At 50.2% G+C, this 15,056-nt stretch carries 12 protein-coding genes; all 12 read left to right on the forward strand.

Annotated features, from left to right (window positions below; genetic code table 11):
• Window positions 1-105: 105 nt before the first annotated feature.
• The 12 genes from M1K58_RS19710 (at window position 106) to M1K58_RS19765 (ending at window position 15,014) form a co-directional block, all read left to right on the forward strand.
• Window positions 106-1,848, forward strand: coding sequence for a sensor histidine kinase (locus M1K58_RS19710; RefSeq protein ID WP_256760587.1), 1,743 nt, complete (start codon window positions 106-108; stop codon window positions 1,846-1,848).
• Complete coding sequence (locus tag M1K58_RS19715; RefSeq protein ID WP_256760588.1) at window positions 1,845-3,413, forward strand: response regulator transcription factor; 1,569 nt, start codon at window positions 1,845-1,847, stop codon at window positions 3,411-3,413. The genes M1K58_RS19710 and M1K58_RS19715 overlap by 4 nt, the downstream gene beginning before the upstream one ends.
• A gap of 157 nt (window positions 3,414-3,570) precedes the next feature.
• Window positions 3,571-4,917: an ABC transporter substrate-binding protein gene (locus M1K58_RS19720; protein WP_256760589.1), complete on the forward strand. Its 1,347-nt coding sequence runs from the start codon at window positions 3,571-3,573 to the stop codon at window positions 4,915-4,917.
• Between the two features lie 51 nt (window positions 4,918-4,968).
• The gene (locus tag M1K58_RS19725) at window positions 4,969-5,922 is read left to right on the forward strand and encodes an ABC transporter permease (protein ID WP_256760590.1); all 954 of its coding nucleotides are present in this window, start codon (window positions 4,969-4,971) and stop codon (window positions 5,920-5,922) included.
• A gap of 13 nt (window positions 5,923-5,935) precedes the next feature.
• On the forward strand, window positions 5,936-6,856 hold the full coding sequence (locus M1K58_RS19730) for a carbohydrate ABC transporter permease (RefSeq protein WP_256760591.1): 921 nt from the start codon (window positions 5,936-5,938) through the stop codon (window positions 6,854-6,856).
• 46 nt (window positions 6,857-6,902) lie between these two features.
• Window positions 6,903-8,543: an extracellular solute-binding protein gene (locus M1K58_RS19735; protein WP_256760592.1), complete on the forward strand. Its 1,641-nt coding sequence runs from the start codon at window positions 6,903-6,905 to the stop codon at window positions 8,541-8,543.
• Window positions 8,543-9,568, forward strand: coding sequence for a uroporphyrinogen decarboxylase family protein (locus M1K58_RS19740; RefSeq protein ID WP_256760593.1), 1,026 nt, complete (start codon window positions 8,543-8,545; stop codon window positions 9,566-9,568). The genes M1K58_RS19735 and M1K58_RS19740 overlap by 1 nt, the downstream gene beginning before the upstream one ends.
• Entirely contained in the window at window positions 9,565-11,013 is a 1,449-nt protein-coding gene (locus M1K58_RS19745; protein WP_256760594.1) for a Sapep family Mn(2+)-dependent dipeptidase, read from the forward strand. The genes M1K58_RS19740 and M1K58_RS19745 overlap by 4 nt, the downstream gene beginning before the upstream one ends.
• A 79-nt stretch (window positions 11,014-11,092) precedes the next feature.
• Window positions 11,093-12,004, forward strand: a complete 912-nt coding sequence (locus M1K58_RS19750; RefSeq protein ID WP_256760595.1) for a carbohydrate ABC transporter permease — start codon at window positions 11,093-11,095, stop codon at window positions 12,002-12,004.
• The gene (locus M1K58_RS19755) at window positions 12,005-12,862 is read left to right on the forward strand and encodes a carbohydrate ABC transporter permease (RefSeq protein ID WP_256760596.1); all 858 of its coding nucleotides are present in this window, start codon (window positions 12,005-12,007) and stop codon (window positions 12,860-12,862) included. It abuts the gene before it with no gap.
• A gap of 23 nt (window positions 12,863-12,885) precedes the next feature.
• Window positions 12,886-13,884 carry an L-glyceraldehyde 3-phosphate reductase gene (mgrA, locus tag M1K58_RS19760; RefSeq protein WP_256760597.1) on the forward strand — a complete coding sequence of 333 codons (999 nt, stop codon included), beginning with the start codon at window positions 12,886-12,888 and terminating at the stop codon, window positions 13,882-13,884.
• Window positions 13,881-15,014 carry a M24 family metallopeptidase gene (locus M1K58_RS19765; RefSeq protein ID WP_256760598.1) on the forward strand — a complete coding sequence of 378 codons (1,134 nt, stop codon included), beginning with the start codon at window positions 13,881-13,883 and terminating at the stop codon, window positions 15,012-15,014. Before mgrA ends, M1K58_RS19765 begins: the two co-directional genes overlap by 4 nt.
• Window positions 15,015-15,056 lie beyond the last annotated feature (42 nt).

The following is a 15,056-nucleotide window of genomic DNA, read 5'->3' on the forward strand; positions in this document are numbered from 1 at the left end:
TCGGTCGGGATAACCCAGGCCGATTTTGCCGTATTTCCGAATTCATACTCGTCTCTCCATTCGGCGCCGCCGATGATAAAATGATACAAGAGGGAGGAGCCGCTCATGAAACATTTCAAGATTAAGCATAAGCTGTTCATTTTTATTTTCATCGGGGCGTTCCTAACGAGTTTCCTAGGCGTACTGTTCGTCCAGTTATCTCAGTCCTTGTACAACGAAATTATTTACCGCGAGACGTCTGACAAATTTTATCTGTTCTCTAAGCGGATCGAGGAACAATTGAAGGGGATCGATCAGTTATCGCTCTCGATTATGTCGGATCCAGAGGTCCAACAAGCACTTATTACAATCAAAAGTAAAATCAATACATACGAGGCATATACAGCCGCGACGATTTTGAAGCAAAAGCTGGGGTCCTACCATTCCTTCGATACAGCGATTTCTTCCATAGAGATCATTGATTGGTTCGACGTTTCCTATTCCGTCGGGCAGAATGCGACAATGACGACTTCGTCCGAACGCAGGAAGATTCAAGAATTGGCTGCTGTTCGCGATGGAGCGAGCTTCTGGATCGGAGGGCTGATCCAACCCGATTTGTTCTATTCGATCCGCCAGATTAAGGAAACGTCTATATTGAGACTGCAGCCGCTCGGAACGCTTATCATTCACACCCGGCCAGACAAGACGGTGTATTCGTCAGCAAATGAAAGGTTCCATTACGATTCGAGCCTGCTCATACAAGCGGGAGAGAAGTTTATATATCCGCCGAACGTCAAATATCAGCCTTCCGATTTCCAAACGGAAAAAGGGAAGGACTATAGCTTTTCGATGATAGACGGCAAACGTTATTTGGTCGCGCATTTTACTCTGGATTATACGGGTTGGACGTTTATTCATCTCGTTCCATACGGGTCGATCTTCGAACATGTGCGATTGATGAAGATGACGCTGATCGGCTTGTACGCGGTCATTGTCTTGCTCGTTCTATGGTTCGGCTTAAAAATATCGCGCGGCATTACACGGCCGCTCGAGCGACTGACGACGAAAATGTCGGCGGTTGAGAAGGGGCAACTTGTCATCGACCGACTGGAAATATCCGAGCGCGACGAGATCGGCAAGCTAAGTCGCAACTTCGACCGGATGGTGGAACGACTTAACAAGTTGATCCAAGAGGATTACATGAAGCAGATTATGCTCAAAGAAGCCGAATATGAGACGTTGAAAGCGAAGCTGAACCCGCATTTTCTATATAACACACTGGAATCGATCAACTGGCTCGCGAAGATGAAAGGGCAACCGCAAATATCGGACATGGTCAAGGCATTGGGGGACTTGCTTCGCGACGCGGTAAGTGAGAAAGAGGTTGTGACGATCCGTGAGGAATTAGATAACCTACATAATTATATTCTTATCCAGAAGTTCAGGTTCGAGGAGCGGCTCGATTTTCACGTTCATATCGACGATAAGCTGAAGGAGCTGTACATGCCGAATTTTATTTTGCAGCCGATCGTAGAGAACGCGATTAAATACGGAGTCGAAAGCGTACAGGAGATATGCCAGATTGTGGTGTCGGCAGTCAGCTCTAATCAGCGTCTCTACATCTCGGTTAAGGATACGGGGCTGGGCATGGACGAGAATTACTTAGATAAGCTAAGAGCCAAGGAAATAGAGGCCAAGGGAACGGGAATTGGACTGTTCAGTATTGACGAACGGCTTCAACTTCTGTACGGGGAATCGTACGGTGTTCGGATTCGCAGCGAATGGGGAAAAGGAACAACGGTTATCTTCACCATACCGTTGATGAAAAATCCGATTATTCGGGAAGAGACTAAGGGGGGGAACCCGTGAACGAATATACCGTTTACTTGGCTGATGACGAACGTATCATCCGCGAAGGGATCGCTGCTTTGATTCCTTGGAAAGAGCTTAGACTGAAGTTTGATGGTTCCGCGATAAACGGTCTAGTCGCTCATCATCATATTATAAAAGCAGAGTATCCACCCGATATCGTCATAACCGACATTAAGATGCCGGAGATGAACGGTCTCGAGTTGATCAAGCTGACGAAGGAAAGATATCCCGATATGAAGTTCATCGTGCTATCGGGCTACGGAGAATTCGAATTCGCCTCGCAAGCGATGCAGTATGGTGTTCAGCATTACCTTCTGAAGCCTTGCAACGAGGCGGAGATTAACGATGTTCTGCGTAAGGTTGTCGAGGAGCTGGATCAGAAACGGAATGAGACGAGTTATATGAAAGAGATAGAGGATCGGCTTGCGGAAACATTGCCAATCCGGATGGAGAAGTTCTTGCTCGAATGCTTACTGAACCAGTCGCAGAGCAAGGAGAAGATGGACTTGTACAAGCGAGTGCTGCAGATCGGGAACTTGCCGATCCACACGATCGTCGTGCAGATGCAGGAAGGCCACGTGGAGAGTCAATCAGACCGACTCGAAGTCATGTTTCGGGAATTCGCTGAAGGCTGTCGGTTACTGCTAGGCACCGCAATCGAGGATAAGTTCGTCTTACTCGTGCAGGACGAGCCGTGGGTCGACTTGGAACGGCTGTCAGACTGGATAAAGAGACAGATCAACTCCGGCGTGAACGAGCCGCTTAATCTCGTCATCTTGGAGGCATGCCGGCTTGAGGAGATCGGGGAGATGTACCAGAGTGCGATTAAGAAGCTGAAGTATCAGGATTATTTCGGCTCGAGCAGCATGATCACGGGACTCGCAGTGGATGACGATTTGTCCGACGCGACCGAGCGCTTAAGCACGGTTGTGGACGCAATTGTCTCGGCTGTCAGATGGGGTGAGCCGGAAGAAATCGATGCAGGTATAGCAGCGTTCTTCGATAAGCTTCGGAGCTTGCGGGGAGAAATTCATACAACGATCGGTTTTTGCATTGAACTGATGACGACGCTCGTGAGGAAGGCCGCACAGCCGTCGGAAGTGAAGAATACGCAGATCACACCGATTCTGGGGATGAAGACGCTAGAAGAAATTCAGCGTTATATTCTTCATTTCGCCTTGGAGAGCGGCAAGGAATCGGAGCGGTTAAACGCGGACAAGAATCGTCTGCTCGTTCTGCGGATGAAGGTGTTGATCGAGGAACAGCTGGCAAACAAGGAGCTCTCGCTGCAAGGGATGGCGCGGGAAAACTTTTTTATGAGCGTGGACTATTTAGGTAAACTGTTTCGCAGAGAGACGAATGAGAAGTTTTCCAGGTATTTGACGCGACTGCGTGTGGAGCGCGCGATGGACATCATTACCGCCGATCCGGAATGTAAAATCTACGAAGTCGCGGAGCTGACGGGTTTTGGTGACGATTCCCAATATTTCAGCAATGTGTTCAAGCGGCATACGGGTATGTCCCCGATGGAGTTCAAGAAGAATCGTCGTCCTCCGTCATGAGCATGTTTACGGTTTTTCACATCTTCGGTGCGGTTTTTTCCATTAAAATCACGGGCTCGACCTTTTAGAATGAAATTATGAAGACGAAGGATCGCACCTAGGGCAGGTTCGCAAGCTCGTCCGATCGATGATATTACAAGAATAGGGGAGTGTTCGTATGCGTAGGAGAATAAGCGCAATTGGAAGCGTATTGCTAGCCACGTCCGTGTTGATCGCGGGATGCGGCAATTCAACGAACAAGGAAAATACGGCTGCGCCATCTGCTGCGGCAACTTCATCCAACTCAGCCACTGCAAGCGATTCCGGCGAGAAGATCACGTTACGCTTGACAATCTGGGGATCCTCGCCGATGACGATCGGCAAGAATGATGCCGTAATCAAGAAATTTGAAGAGCTTCACCCCAACATCAACATTGAATCGGAAAACTATTCGAGCGATGTCTATAACGACAAGCTCGGCGTTATGGCGGCTTCTAGCAACTTGCCCGATATTATTCGGATTGACTACAGCGCAATCCAGAACTACGCGACCAAGGATTTGCTGCTCCCGCTCGAACCCTTCGTAGCGGATAAGACGATCAACCTGGACGGCATCGATCCGGCCAATACGGACAGCGGGAAGATCAACGGCGTGCTCTACGGCTTGAACATCGGAAACAACGCACCGGTGATGTTCTACAATCCCAAGTTGCTGGAGCAATCGGGCATCGCGGCTCCGACTCCGGACTATTCGTGGGAGCAATACGAGAAGGATATGGAGACATTGAAGGGAAAAGGCTTGATCGGAGATACGCATATGGGGATGGAAATCTTCACTGTATGGCTCAGACAGCAAGGCTCCAAGCTATATAGCGAAGATGGAGTCAAGCTCGGGTATGAAGATGACAAGCTGTTCTCTGATTACTTTGATATGCAACTTAGATGGCAGGAGAAGGGCATTATTTCGCCGCTCGGAACGGAGCTGGAGATCAAGGGGCTCGAAGACGGTCCATACGCGAAAGGACAATCCGGGTTCGGTGCAGGTCTCGGTTTCTGGAGCAACCAAGCGGATGTATTCGTAAAATCACTGGGCGGACCGATCGGCTATGCGATGTATCCGGGATCGGGCGATGGTAAAGGCATGTACATCAAACCGTCATTTTTCCACTCGATAGCTAAAAACTCCAAGCATCCGAAGGAAGCGGCTCAGTTTATCGAATTTTACACGAATAGCTTAGAAGCGGCGAGAGAATTAAACGGGTATTTCGGTATGCCATACAAACAAGAAGTGATTGCGGGTATGCAAGATATTCTCACGGATACACAGAAGAGCATCATCGCTTATATGGATACGGTACGTCAGCATTCCAGCAAGATCGACAATCCGGAGCCAACCGGCCATACCGAGATCAAGAAGTTGTTTAAGAACGTTAGTGACGAAATATTCTTCGAGAAGATCTCGCCTGCGGATGGCGCGAAGAAGTTCCGTGATCTTGCGAATACAGTTTTGGCTAAATCTAGCTAAGAGAAGTTAAGAGTCGCTGAATATCGAAAGTAGCAAAGAGGTGGCTCATACATGGAGACGGTCAAAGACGTTATTCGAATCGGCAAGCCCTTAAGTCGTGGCAATCTGAGGAAGAACTTAAAGCATTGGCAACTGATGCTGTTTATCCTCATCCCTCTCATCTACTTGCTGATCTTCAAATATTACCCCATGCTGGGCGCGCAGATCGCCTTCAAGGATTTCAAGCCCCAGCTGGGGATTTGGGGCAGCGAATGGGTCGGAATGAAGCACTTTGACGCATTCTTTCAATCCTATCAATTCGAACGGGTGCTGCGAAATACGTTTGTTATTTCGCTGTATAGCTTGATCGCTGGGTTTCCGATTCCGATCATTCTGGCGCTCCTGCTGCATTCCATGCGCGGCAAACGGTTTAAGAGTTTGGTGGAAACGGTCTCTTATATGCCGCATTTTATTTCAACAGTCGTGATAGTGGGTATGATCATGCAACTATTTAATCCGCACATTGGATTGGCTGGTGTCGTCAGCCAATCGGTGTTCGGCCAACCCTTGCCCGACTTGTTCGGGAGTCCCGGCTCGTTCTCTCATCTGTACGTATGGTCGGGAATCTGGCAGAACGCTGGTTGGGGAACTATCATCTACGCGGCTGCTTTAGCCGGTGTGGACCCTGCTCAGCATGAAGCAGCGCAGATTGACGGGGCTAGCCGATTCAAACGGATCTTATATGTAGATTTGCCTGCTATAATGCCGACTATTACGATCTTATTAATAATAAATGCGGGCAATATGATGTCGGTCGGGTTTGAAAAAGTGTTTCTTATGCAAACCGATCTAAACTTGCGAAGCTCGGAAATTATTAGCACCTACGTGTACAAGGTGAGCTTCGTTCAAGGAAGCAACTTCTCGTTCGCGAGCGCAATCGGATTATTCAATTCACTGATCAATATGGTTCTCCTGTTGATCGTCAACGGGGTCACCCGAAGAATGGGTGGCAGCAGCTTATGGTAAGGAGGGAACCGCGATGGAACAAGCGGTGGCGATCGATAAGCGCCGAAATAATATCCAAGTAACAAAAGGCGATCGCTTCTATTACATGGTCGTGGGTCTGCTGCTTACCTTGTTACTGATTGTCCTTATCTATCCGATCATCTATATCGTATCCGCCTCGTTCTCATCGGCGAATGCCGTAACCTCGGGCAAAGTACTCCTGTGGCCGGTAGATCCAGGGCTAGATGGATATCGAGCGGTGTTTAAGCACTCGCTGTTTTTTCGAAGCTTTGAGAATTCATTCGTCTACACCTTGATCGGGACATTGCTTAATTTGAGCATGACGATTATAGCGGCGTATCCCTTGTCACGGAGAGACATGCCGTTCAAAGGCTTAATTATGTTCCTGTTCACGTTCACCATGATCTTCAGCGGCGGCATGATTCCGGATTATATTCTGCTTAAGGACTTGAGCATGATCGATACGATATGGGCGCTGGCTCTTCCTGGTTCGATCAATGTTGTCTACTTGATCATCATGCGAACGTTCATGATGCACAGCGTACCCTCCGAACTGCTGGAGGCTTCTCAAATCGATGGGTGTTCGGATACGAAGTATTTTTTCAGAATTCTACTTCCTCTCTCGGGTCCCGTCATTGCAGTGGTGACGCTATACTACGCAGTCGGGCACTGGAACAATTATTTTCATGCACTATTATACATGTACACACCCGAGAAGTTCCCATTGCAACTGATATTGCGCGAAATTCTGATCGCTAACACGATGGAAACGAACATGGTCTCCGATCCGTCTTTAGCGGAAGCTCAGCAGAGTTTAGCCGACTTGCTTAAATACTCACTTATTATCTTATCTAGCGCACCACTCTTGATTCTCAGTCCTTTCGTGAAGCGTTTCTTCGCGAAGGGAGCCATGATCGGCGCAATTAAAGGTTGAATATGGCTCGTAGCACCCATTTTGCACTTAGAGGGGAAATCCACTAATGAACAAATTCCGCGCACTATCCGTCATTCTCGCATCCGCCGTCCTATTGTCGGCATGCTCGAAGGAGAAGAACGTCGAGCCAGGCCAATCGTCTCAAGGATCGACGGCGCCTTCTAACGAACAGATCACACTCAAGCTTGCCATTCTCAAGACCGGTCAGGTCGAGGATTATAATTTAAACAGCTACACGAAGTACTTGGAGGAAAAAACAGGCTACAAGCTGGAAATTGAAACTTATGCTAAGGAAGAAGCGAATCAGAAGCTGGAGCTCTTAATTGCGTCTGGCACGAAATTACCCGACGCCTTCATCGGAAACGACTTCTTCGGCCAGCAGAACAAAGAAGCGGCGGTGTATCGACATGCCGAGAATGGTTACTTCATCCCTCTCGATGAACTCATAGAGAAGTATGGTACCAATCTAAAAGGAATGGCCGCAAAGGCCAATAACAAAGACCTTCTGAACATGATGAAATCTCCGGATGGCAAGACGTACGCCCTTCCGTCTTATGACGAGCAAACGAGTAATGAGTACAGCTTACGCGCTTACATCAATAAGAAGTGGCTGGATGCCTTGAAGCTAGATATGCCTACGACGACCCAGGAATTGGAGAACGTTCTGAAGGCGTTCAAGACGGGAGATCCGAACGGAAATAAGAAAGCAGACGAGATCGGTGTAATGGGCGGAGGTAACTGGCATCAATACGCAGCCGATTACCTGCTGAATTCCTTTATCTACACGGACGGAGAAAACCGCTGGAACATTACCAACGGGAAGCTGGACGTGCCGTACAACAAAGAAGAATGGCGTGACGGCTTGAAATATTTAAATCAACTGAAGCAGGAAGGATTATTCGATCCTCTGTCCTTCACCCAGGATGGCAACTCTTTCAAGTCGATCGCGACCGCTGGAGATACGAATTCCATTGGCGTACTCGTGACGGCGGGGATGGGGCAATTATTCGCTCCGACGATGTCGGATCGTAAAGGCGAGTACGTGCCGCTCAATCCGTTGAAGGGGCCTAACGGCGCTAGCTTCGCGGCACGTTATCCGATTAATCCTGCACCAGCGCTAGTTATTACGAAGGATAGTAAGCATCCCGAAGAAATGTTTCGTCTTGCGGACTTCATGATGAGTGAAGAAAGCTCCGTGTTCAGCCGCTTCGGCCAACCGGAAGTGGATTGGATCAAGCCGCCGCAAGGCAGCGTGGCGCTCGGCGAGGAGTGGGGAGCAACTCCTGAGATCAAGCCGATTCTAATCTGGGGCGGATCAAGTCATTCTTCCCATTGGAATAACGTCGCTCCGCATATCCTGCTCCAGAAGTATACCGACGGGCAGGCATGGAACGGCGATGCTACCGATGCCGAATATATGATCGCGATGGCCATTCCGGGCTTATTGGGCAAAGAGCCGAAAGAGGTGGCTACGTTGATCTTGTATGACAAGGAGCAATCCGATGCCATCGCGGATATTAAGATCGCTTTAACGACTTACGTGAAAGAGTCGTTGGCGCGGTTCGTTACCGGTGACCTGAATCTCGACAAGGATTGGGATTCTTATTTGAATGGGCTGAACAAAATCGGCTTAGAAAAATACATCGAGGTGTCGCAAGCCGCTTATGATCGGATGCTTGGCAAATAATGAATAGAAAAGAACGAGTACTTGCTGCGCTTGAAGGCAGACCCGCGGATCGGGTTCCCGTCAGCTTCTGGCGCCACTATGATCGTGCCTCGGGAAACGGTCCGGGTCCAGCGGTCGGCTTGGAAAATATGGAGCTGCACGAAAGCTTCTTCGCGGAGACGCAGTTGGATTTCATCAAGATCATGTACGACGGTATTCCTTTGCCCTTCTCAGATTCGATATGCGACTTGTCGGATCTGAGAGGCATTCGCCCCGCCGGCTTGGGGAGCGAATACGCTAGACAGATCATCGAGCGGGCTCAGGGCGTGAATGAACGGCTGAGAGACGAAGTGTATACGTATTTCAATTTATTCTCACCCTTCAGTCTGCTTCGCAGAATCGGGGACGAGAAGCTGGCGGAATTCATTCTCCAAGATTCCGAGGCGGTGAAGGACGCGCTGTCGGCTATCGGCGAAGGCTTGTGTCGAATTGAAGAGGAGTTGCTAACAGCTTGCGGCTGCTTAGGCGTGTTCCTGTGCTTTCAGGGTGCAGAACATGGGAGGTTCTCGGCGTCGATGTTCGAGGAGATCGTTCGACCGAGCGATCTCCAAGTGTTAACGCACGCGAACCGTTGGTCCGACTATACAATTGCCCATTTCTGCGCTTGGGATGGCAAACTCAACGACTTGGAGCGATGGAGGGACTATCCTTCCTGCGCGGTGAACTGGGCGATTTACGTCGACGGGCCTTCCTTACCAGATGGAAAGCGGTTATTCGGCGACCGACCGGTACTAGGCGGCTTCGACAATCGACGGGGTAAGCTGCTGTACGCCGGAAGTGAGGAAGAAGTCAGGCAGGAGACAGTGCGGTTGCTTAGCGATTACCGCGAGCAGACGGGCAGCCTGTCCGGACTTATCCTAGGGGCTGACTGCTCCCTGCTTCCCGACTTCGATCTGCGGCGATTCAATTGGGTACGGGATGCTGCGCAAGCCTATGCAGAAGAGATTGGAACATCATGGGGACAGGCGGAGGCGAATCTGACATGAACAAGTCATTATGGACGGATAAAATCAAGGCATGGATCGAGGAGCATCGAGCGGAGATGGTGGAAGACATCGTTCGGCTCGTGCGAATCAAGAGCGTGTCGGATAAGACCACCGATGTGAAGCCTTACGGACAAGGCTGCAAGGACGCACTGGACACCATGCTGGAGATGGCACAAGGGTATGGGTTCCAGGTGCATAACTTCGAAGACTATTTCGGTCGGATTGGCTTGGGTAACGGAGACGGACCGACGATCAGTCTATGGGGACATCTGGATGTCGTTCCCGAAGGCGAGGATTGGGATTACCCCCCCTATGAGGGTGTTGTTAAGGAAGGATTGATCATCGGTCGGGGCTCGCAGGACAATAAGGGGCAAGTTGTAGCTACCTTATTCGTCATGCGCTGCATCCGGGATTTGGGTATCCCGCTTGACCATAACTTGGAGCTGTACGTGGGGACGGATGAAGAGCAAGGGATGACGGATCTCGATTACTACTTGTCAAGGTATCCGGAGCCTGACTTCAACATCATTCCTGACAGCAATTTCCCGGTGTGTTATGGGGAAAAGGGTGGAGTCACGCTGACGGTGCGTGCCGATGCTCCCCTAAGCGACGATATCGTGGCGTTTAGTGGAGGAACGGCGAGTAACGTCGTGCCTGGAAAGAGCTTCGCTACGATCCGACAGAGCGAGAGAGTTCGGAAGGCGATGCCTTATCTGAAGACAATTTTGCAGGTAGAGGAAGAAGATGAGGTTGTTCATCTTACAGCGTCAGGGAAAGCAGGTCATACGGCATTCCCCGAGAACAGCGTCAATGCCATCTACGTATTGACACGGGCTCTGACCGAATCGGGAGCTCTTAACGAGCCGGACAGCCGCTTGTTCTCTTTACTGAATCGGGTCAATGAAGATTGCTTTGGAATCGGGCTCGGCATTGCCCGCGAGGATAACCATTCGGGTCCTTTGACTTGCGTCGGTTCGATCGCGGGTATAAGAGATGGTCGGTTGGAAGTGACCCTGAACGTTCGGTATCCGATTACGTTGCTGGCACAGCCGATCGTGGAAGACATAGAGCGGACGGCGCGATCCTATGGTTTTACGATCGAATCGGTTAAGGATAATCCTGCCCACTACTTCCCGGAAAACCACCCGGTGGTGGAGCGGCTCATGAACGTCTACAACGATGTTATGGGGGAATCCAAGGAAGCTTACGTCTTGCCGGGTGGCACGTACTGTCGTAAGTTCAAGAATGCAATTTCGTTCGGAATGGGGTTCGGCAAGAATACCGAACGTTACCTTCAGCCTTACCGTCACTTGTTGAGAGATGGTCATGGCCATGCTCATGGTCCCGACGAATGTACTCTAATTGAATTGTTGGAGAAAGCAATTCTGATTTACGTGCTCGGGCTGCTTGCCATAGACGACTTGTCGTATGCACCGACGGAATAGACCAAACTAGCCACAACGTTTGTGTCGTAGTTCTGTTTGTTGGATGAAAGGTATACCGCAGAAAATGAGGTGAGATAGATTGCAAGGGACGAACAAAGCGAAATTGCGCAAATATGAGACGCTACAAGGTTACTTATTTATCGCACCGTGGCTGATCGGCTTCCTGTTGTTCACAATGGCTCCGATGTTCGCCTCCCTATACATGGCCTTTACGCGTTATGACATCCTTTCTTCACCTCAATGGATCGGGTTTGGCAATTTCAAAGAGATGTTCACCAGAGACGTACGCTATTGGTCGGCATGGAAGGCGACGTTAACATTCGTATTCGTGGCGGTGCCGATTCGATTGCTGTTCGCACTTGGCGTGGCGATGCTTTTGAATACAAAGTTGAGGATGCTCAGTCTGTTCCGGGCGACGTTCTACATGCCGACGTTGATCGGAGGCAGTGTCGCCGTCGCGATCATGTGGCGACAGCTATTCGGTTCGAATGGTGCGTTCAATTCGGTGCTGTCCTCCCTATTCGGAGTGTCGGAGAAGGTGTCGTGGATTACCCATCCGTCGACAGCGATGTGGTCGCTGATTCTATTGGCCGTATGGCAGTTCGGTTCGGCGATGCTGATCTTCCTAGCGGGGCTGAAGCAAGTTCCGACCTCACTTTACGAGGCCGCAGATATCGATGGAGCGGGCTGGTGGCGCAAGTTCCACAAGATTACACTTCCGCTGCTCAGTCCTGTCCTCTTTTTCAACCTAATCATGGGCATTATTAACGGGTTTAAAGTGTTCACGGAGGGCTTGATCGTCACGAACGGCGGTCCGTTCGACAAGACGTTGTTCTATGTCCTCTACGTCTACGAGAAATCGTTCCGGTATTACGAGATGGGTTACGGCTCAGCCATGGCGTGGGTACTACTTCTGACGACGGCCGTATTCACTTTGATCATCTTCACCACTTCCCGTAGTTGGGTATTCTACGAATCGGGGAGGAAATAGATGATGCTTGCAGGTAAGGTGAGTTTAAAGACGGTTCGCAGCTTCGTGCTGCATGTGTTCGTATTAGCATTCTCTTGTTTAATGATCTATCCGGTGTTGTGGATGCTGTCGAGCTCTCTTAAGGAAGGCAATGAAATATTCGTGAACGCGCATAAGCTGATCCCGTCCGTATGGACGTTCTCTAATTATGCGGAAGGCTTCAAAGGGTATTCGGGGCAGTCTTTCATGGTATTTCTCAAAAACTCGTTCATCGTCACGATCTCCTCCGTCCTGGGAACCGTGCTGTCTTGTACGGTCGTTGCCTACGGGTTTGCTCGGATCAGTTTTAAGGGTGCGGCGTTTTTCTTCGGTTGCATGATGATGACGATGATGCTGCCTGCGGAAGTGCTCACGATCCCGCAATATATTTTCTTCCATAAGATAGGCTGGGTGAACACGTTCGCTCCGCTCATTATACCTTCGTTCTTTGGAACGGCGTTTTTCATTTTCTTGGTCGTGCAGTTCCTTCGGGGCTTGCCCGCGGAGCTGGACGAATCGGCGAGGGTGGACGGTTGCGGTCATGGTGGCATCCTATTCCGTATCCTTCTGCCGTTGCTCGTGCCGGTGCTTATCACGGTGTCGATCTTCAAGTTCTATTGGACATGGGACGATTTCTTCAGCCCGCTACTTTACTTGACGAAGCCAGAGATGGCGACGGTGGCGCTCGCGCTGAAGAACATGTCGGATAATACGTTCGGCACGAGCTGGGGAATGGTATTTGCGATGTCAATTGTGTCGCTGGCGCCAGTGTTTCTTATCTTCATTGCGCTGCAGAAGTATATCGTCGAGGGCATAAGCACCACGGGCATGAAGGGCTAGGAAACTAAAAAGGAGAGATTGATATGAGTAAATATATAGCGAACGAGCAACGGTATGAAACGATGGAATATCGAAGAAGCGGGGCAACGGGATTAAAGCTGCCGACTCTTTCACTCGGACTGTGGCATAATTTCGGGGACGTAGACAGCTTGGAGAACGCAAGGGATATGGTGCGCAAGGCGTTCGATCTAGGCATTACTCACTTCGATCTGGCGAACAACTATGGTCCGTCGGCGGGCTCCGCGGAAGAGACTTTCGGTCAACTGCTGAAGAAGGATATCGGGGCTTATCGGGACGAGATGATCATCTCTACCAAGGCCGGATACTATATGTGGCCAGGTCCATACGGGGAATGGGGATCTCGCAAGAGCTTGCTGTCGAGCTTGGATCAGAGCTTGCAAAGGATGGGACTGGAGTACGTCGACATTTTCTATTCCCACCGTTTCGATCCGGACACTCCATTGGAAGAAACAATGATGGCGCTCGATCATGCTGTACGCCAAGGTAAGGCTCTGTATGTCGGCATCTCGAACTATGGCGTGGAGGAAACCCGTCAAGCGATAGCGATCTTACGATCTCTTGGAACGCCGATGCGTATTCATCAGACGCCGTATTCGTTGTTCAATCGCGATGCCGAGAACGGATTGCTGGATGTGTTAGAGGAGGGCGGGGCCGGCTTCATCGCATATAGTCCCTTAGCCCAAGGAATGTTGACCGGCCGTTATTTGCAGGGGGTTCCTGCTGATTCGCGTGCAGCTAGCACGAATAGCCCCTTCTTGAGAAGTGGGGATATTACCGAAGAGAAGCTTAAGCAGATACACGCCCTGAACGAAGTGGCGAACGATCGGGGGCAGTCACTGGCTCAGCTTGCTTTGAGCTGGGTGCTGCGGGATTCGCGGGTTACGTCCGCTATTATCGGAGCCAGCAAAGTTAAGCAGATCGAAGAAAATATCAATGCCGCCCAACAATCGGCATTCTCGGTCGATGAGTTGGAGCGTATCGAGCGGATTGTGGGGGCATGAGCGGGTTGATAAGCGGCGGCGTATCTGGTTCCCACTTCGTTAAGCGACTCCAAGTGATTTATCAGGAAATGAAAATTAGAAGCTGGAGTTCCGCATGGATAACTTCGCCGGCTAATTTATTTTATATCACTGGTTTTCTATGTCATCCGCATGAGCGTTTCTTGGGATTGTATTTGACCGCGGAGAGCGAGGAAGCCATCTTATTCGTGCCTGCGTTAGATTACGAGACTGCCAAATCTGTGTCTAGGATATGCCGTATCATTCCAATCTCGGATCAGGAAAACCCTTATGAGGTAATCACTTCAGCTATTGGTGTGATACCGCGTGGTGATATTGTCGGCTTGGAAAAAGGACATGTCAGCGTGTCCAAATACGAGAGTCTCGCCGGCGTTCATTCAGGTGCGATTTTTGGGGATATCGGTCCGTTGTTAACGGGGTTGAGGATGGTCAAATCTCCCGAGGAGGCTGATGAGCTCGAACGTGCGGTAGACATGGCGGAATCGGCGCTTGTCGCTTCATTACCTTATGTGCGGGCGGGTGTCTCGGAGTTGGAGCTGGCAGCAGAGATTTCTTATCGGTTACGGGAGGCCGGCTCCGAGAAAGTGTCTTCTCCCATGGTGCTTTTCGGATCGAACAGCGCTCTCCCCCACGGCCACACGGGACATTACCGCTTGCAGCCAAACGACTTCGTCATGATCGACTTCGGGGCTTATTCCAACGGATACGGATCCGATTTGACTCGCACCTTCGTGTTAGGCGAAGGTACGGAGGAGCAAGCTTGGATATATGAAATGGTGCTGGAGGCGAATACCCGGGCGATCCGTTCCGTATGCGTGGGGCAACCTTATGGTGTCGTAGATCGCGCGGCTAGGGAACTGATCGACGGGCACAATTACGGCAGTTATTTTAACCACCGTACGGGTCATGGTCTCGGGCTCGAGTTGCACGAGGAACCTTCCATCCATGGTGATTGCACGACGCTTATCAGCCCGGGACACTTGTTCACCATAGAACCAGGCATCTACGTTCCTGGTCTGGGCGGTGTCAGAATCGAGGATGATATCTACGTTGAGCCCAACGGAAAGGTAAAGGTTCTATCCAAATTATCGAAGAAGCTACAACGCTTATAACGAAAGAGAATAACATCGTGCCCGTTGCCCGATGCAAACGAA

This window comes from Cohnella sp. WQ 127256, from assembly GCF_024519285.1.
GTDB lineage: Bacteria > Bacillota > Bacilli > Paenibacillales > Paenibacillaceae > Cohnella.

What these genes read in the sequence shown, in the direction of transcription:
- mgrA (WP_256760597.1), top strand. Translation starts at nt 12,886, where the DNA reads ATGAGTAAATATATAGCGAACGAGCAACGGTATGAAACGATGGAATAT.
- M1K58_RS19720 (WP_256760589.1), top strand. Translation starts at nt 3,571, where the DNA reads ATGCGTAGGAGAATAAGCGCAATTGGAAGCGTATTGCTAGCCACGTCC.
- M1K58_RS19735 (WP_256760592.1), top strand. Translation starts at nt 6,903, where the DNA reads ATGAACAAATTCCGCGCACTATCCGTCATTCTCGCATCCGCCGTCCTA.
- M1K58_RS19755 (WP_256760596.1), top strand. Translation starts at nt 12,005, where the DNA reads ATGATGCTTGCAGGTAAGGTGAGTTTAAAGACGGTTCGCAGCTTCGTG.
- M1K58_RS19765 (WP_256760598.1), top strand. Translation starts at nt 13,881, where the DNA reads ATGAGCGGGTTGATAAGCGGCGGCGTATCTGGTTCCCACTTCGTTAAG.
- M1K58_RS19745 (WP_256760594.1), top strand. Translation starts at nt 9,565, where the DNA reads ATGAACAAGTCATTATGGACGGATAAAATCAAGGCATGGATCGAGGAG.
- M1K58_RS19730 (WP_256760591.1), top strand. Translation starts at nt 5,936, where the DNA reads ATGGAACAAGCGGTGGCGATCGATAAGCGCCGAAATAATATCCAAGTA.
- M1K58_RS19710 (WP_256760587.1), top strand. Translation starts at nt 106, where the DNA reads ATGAAACATTTCAAGATTAAGCATAAGCTGTTCATTTTTATTTTCATC.
- M1K58_RS19725 (WP_256760590.1), top strand. Translation starts at nt 4,969, where the DNA reads ATGGAGACGGTCAAAGACGTTATTCGAATCGGCAAGCCCTTAAGTCGT.
- M1K58_RS19740 (WP_256760593.1), top strand. Translation starts at nt 8,543, where the DNA reads ATGAATAGAAAAGAACGAGTACTTGCTGCGCTTGAAGGCAGACCCGCG.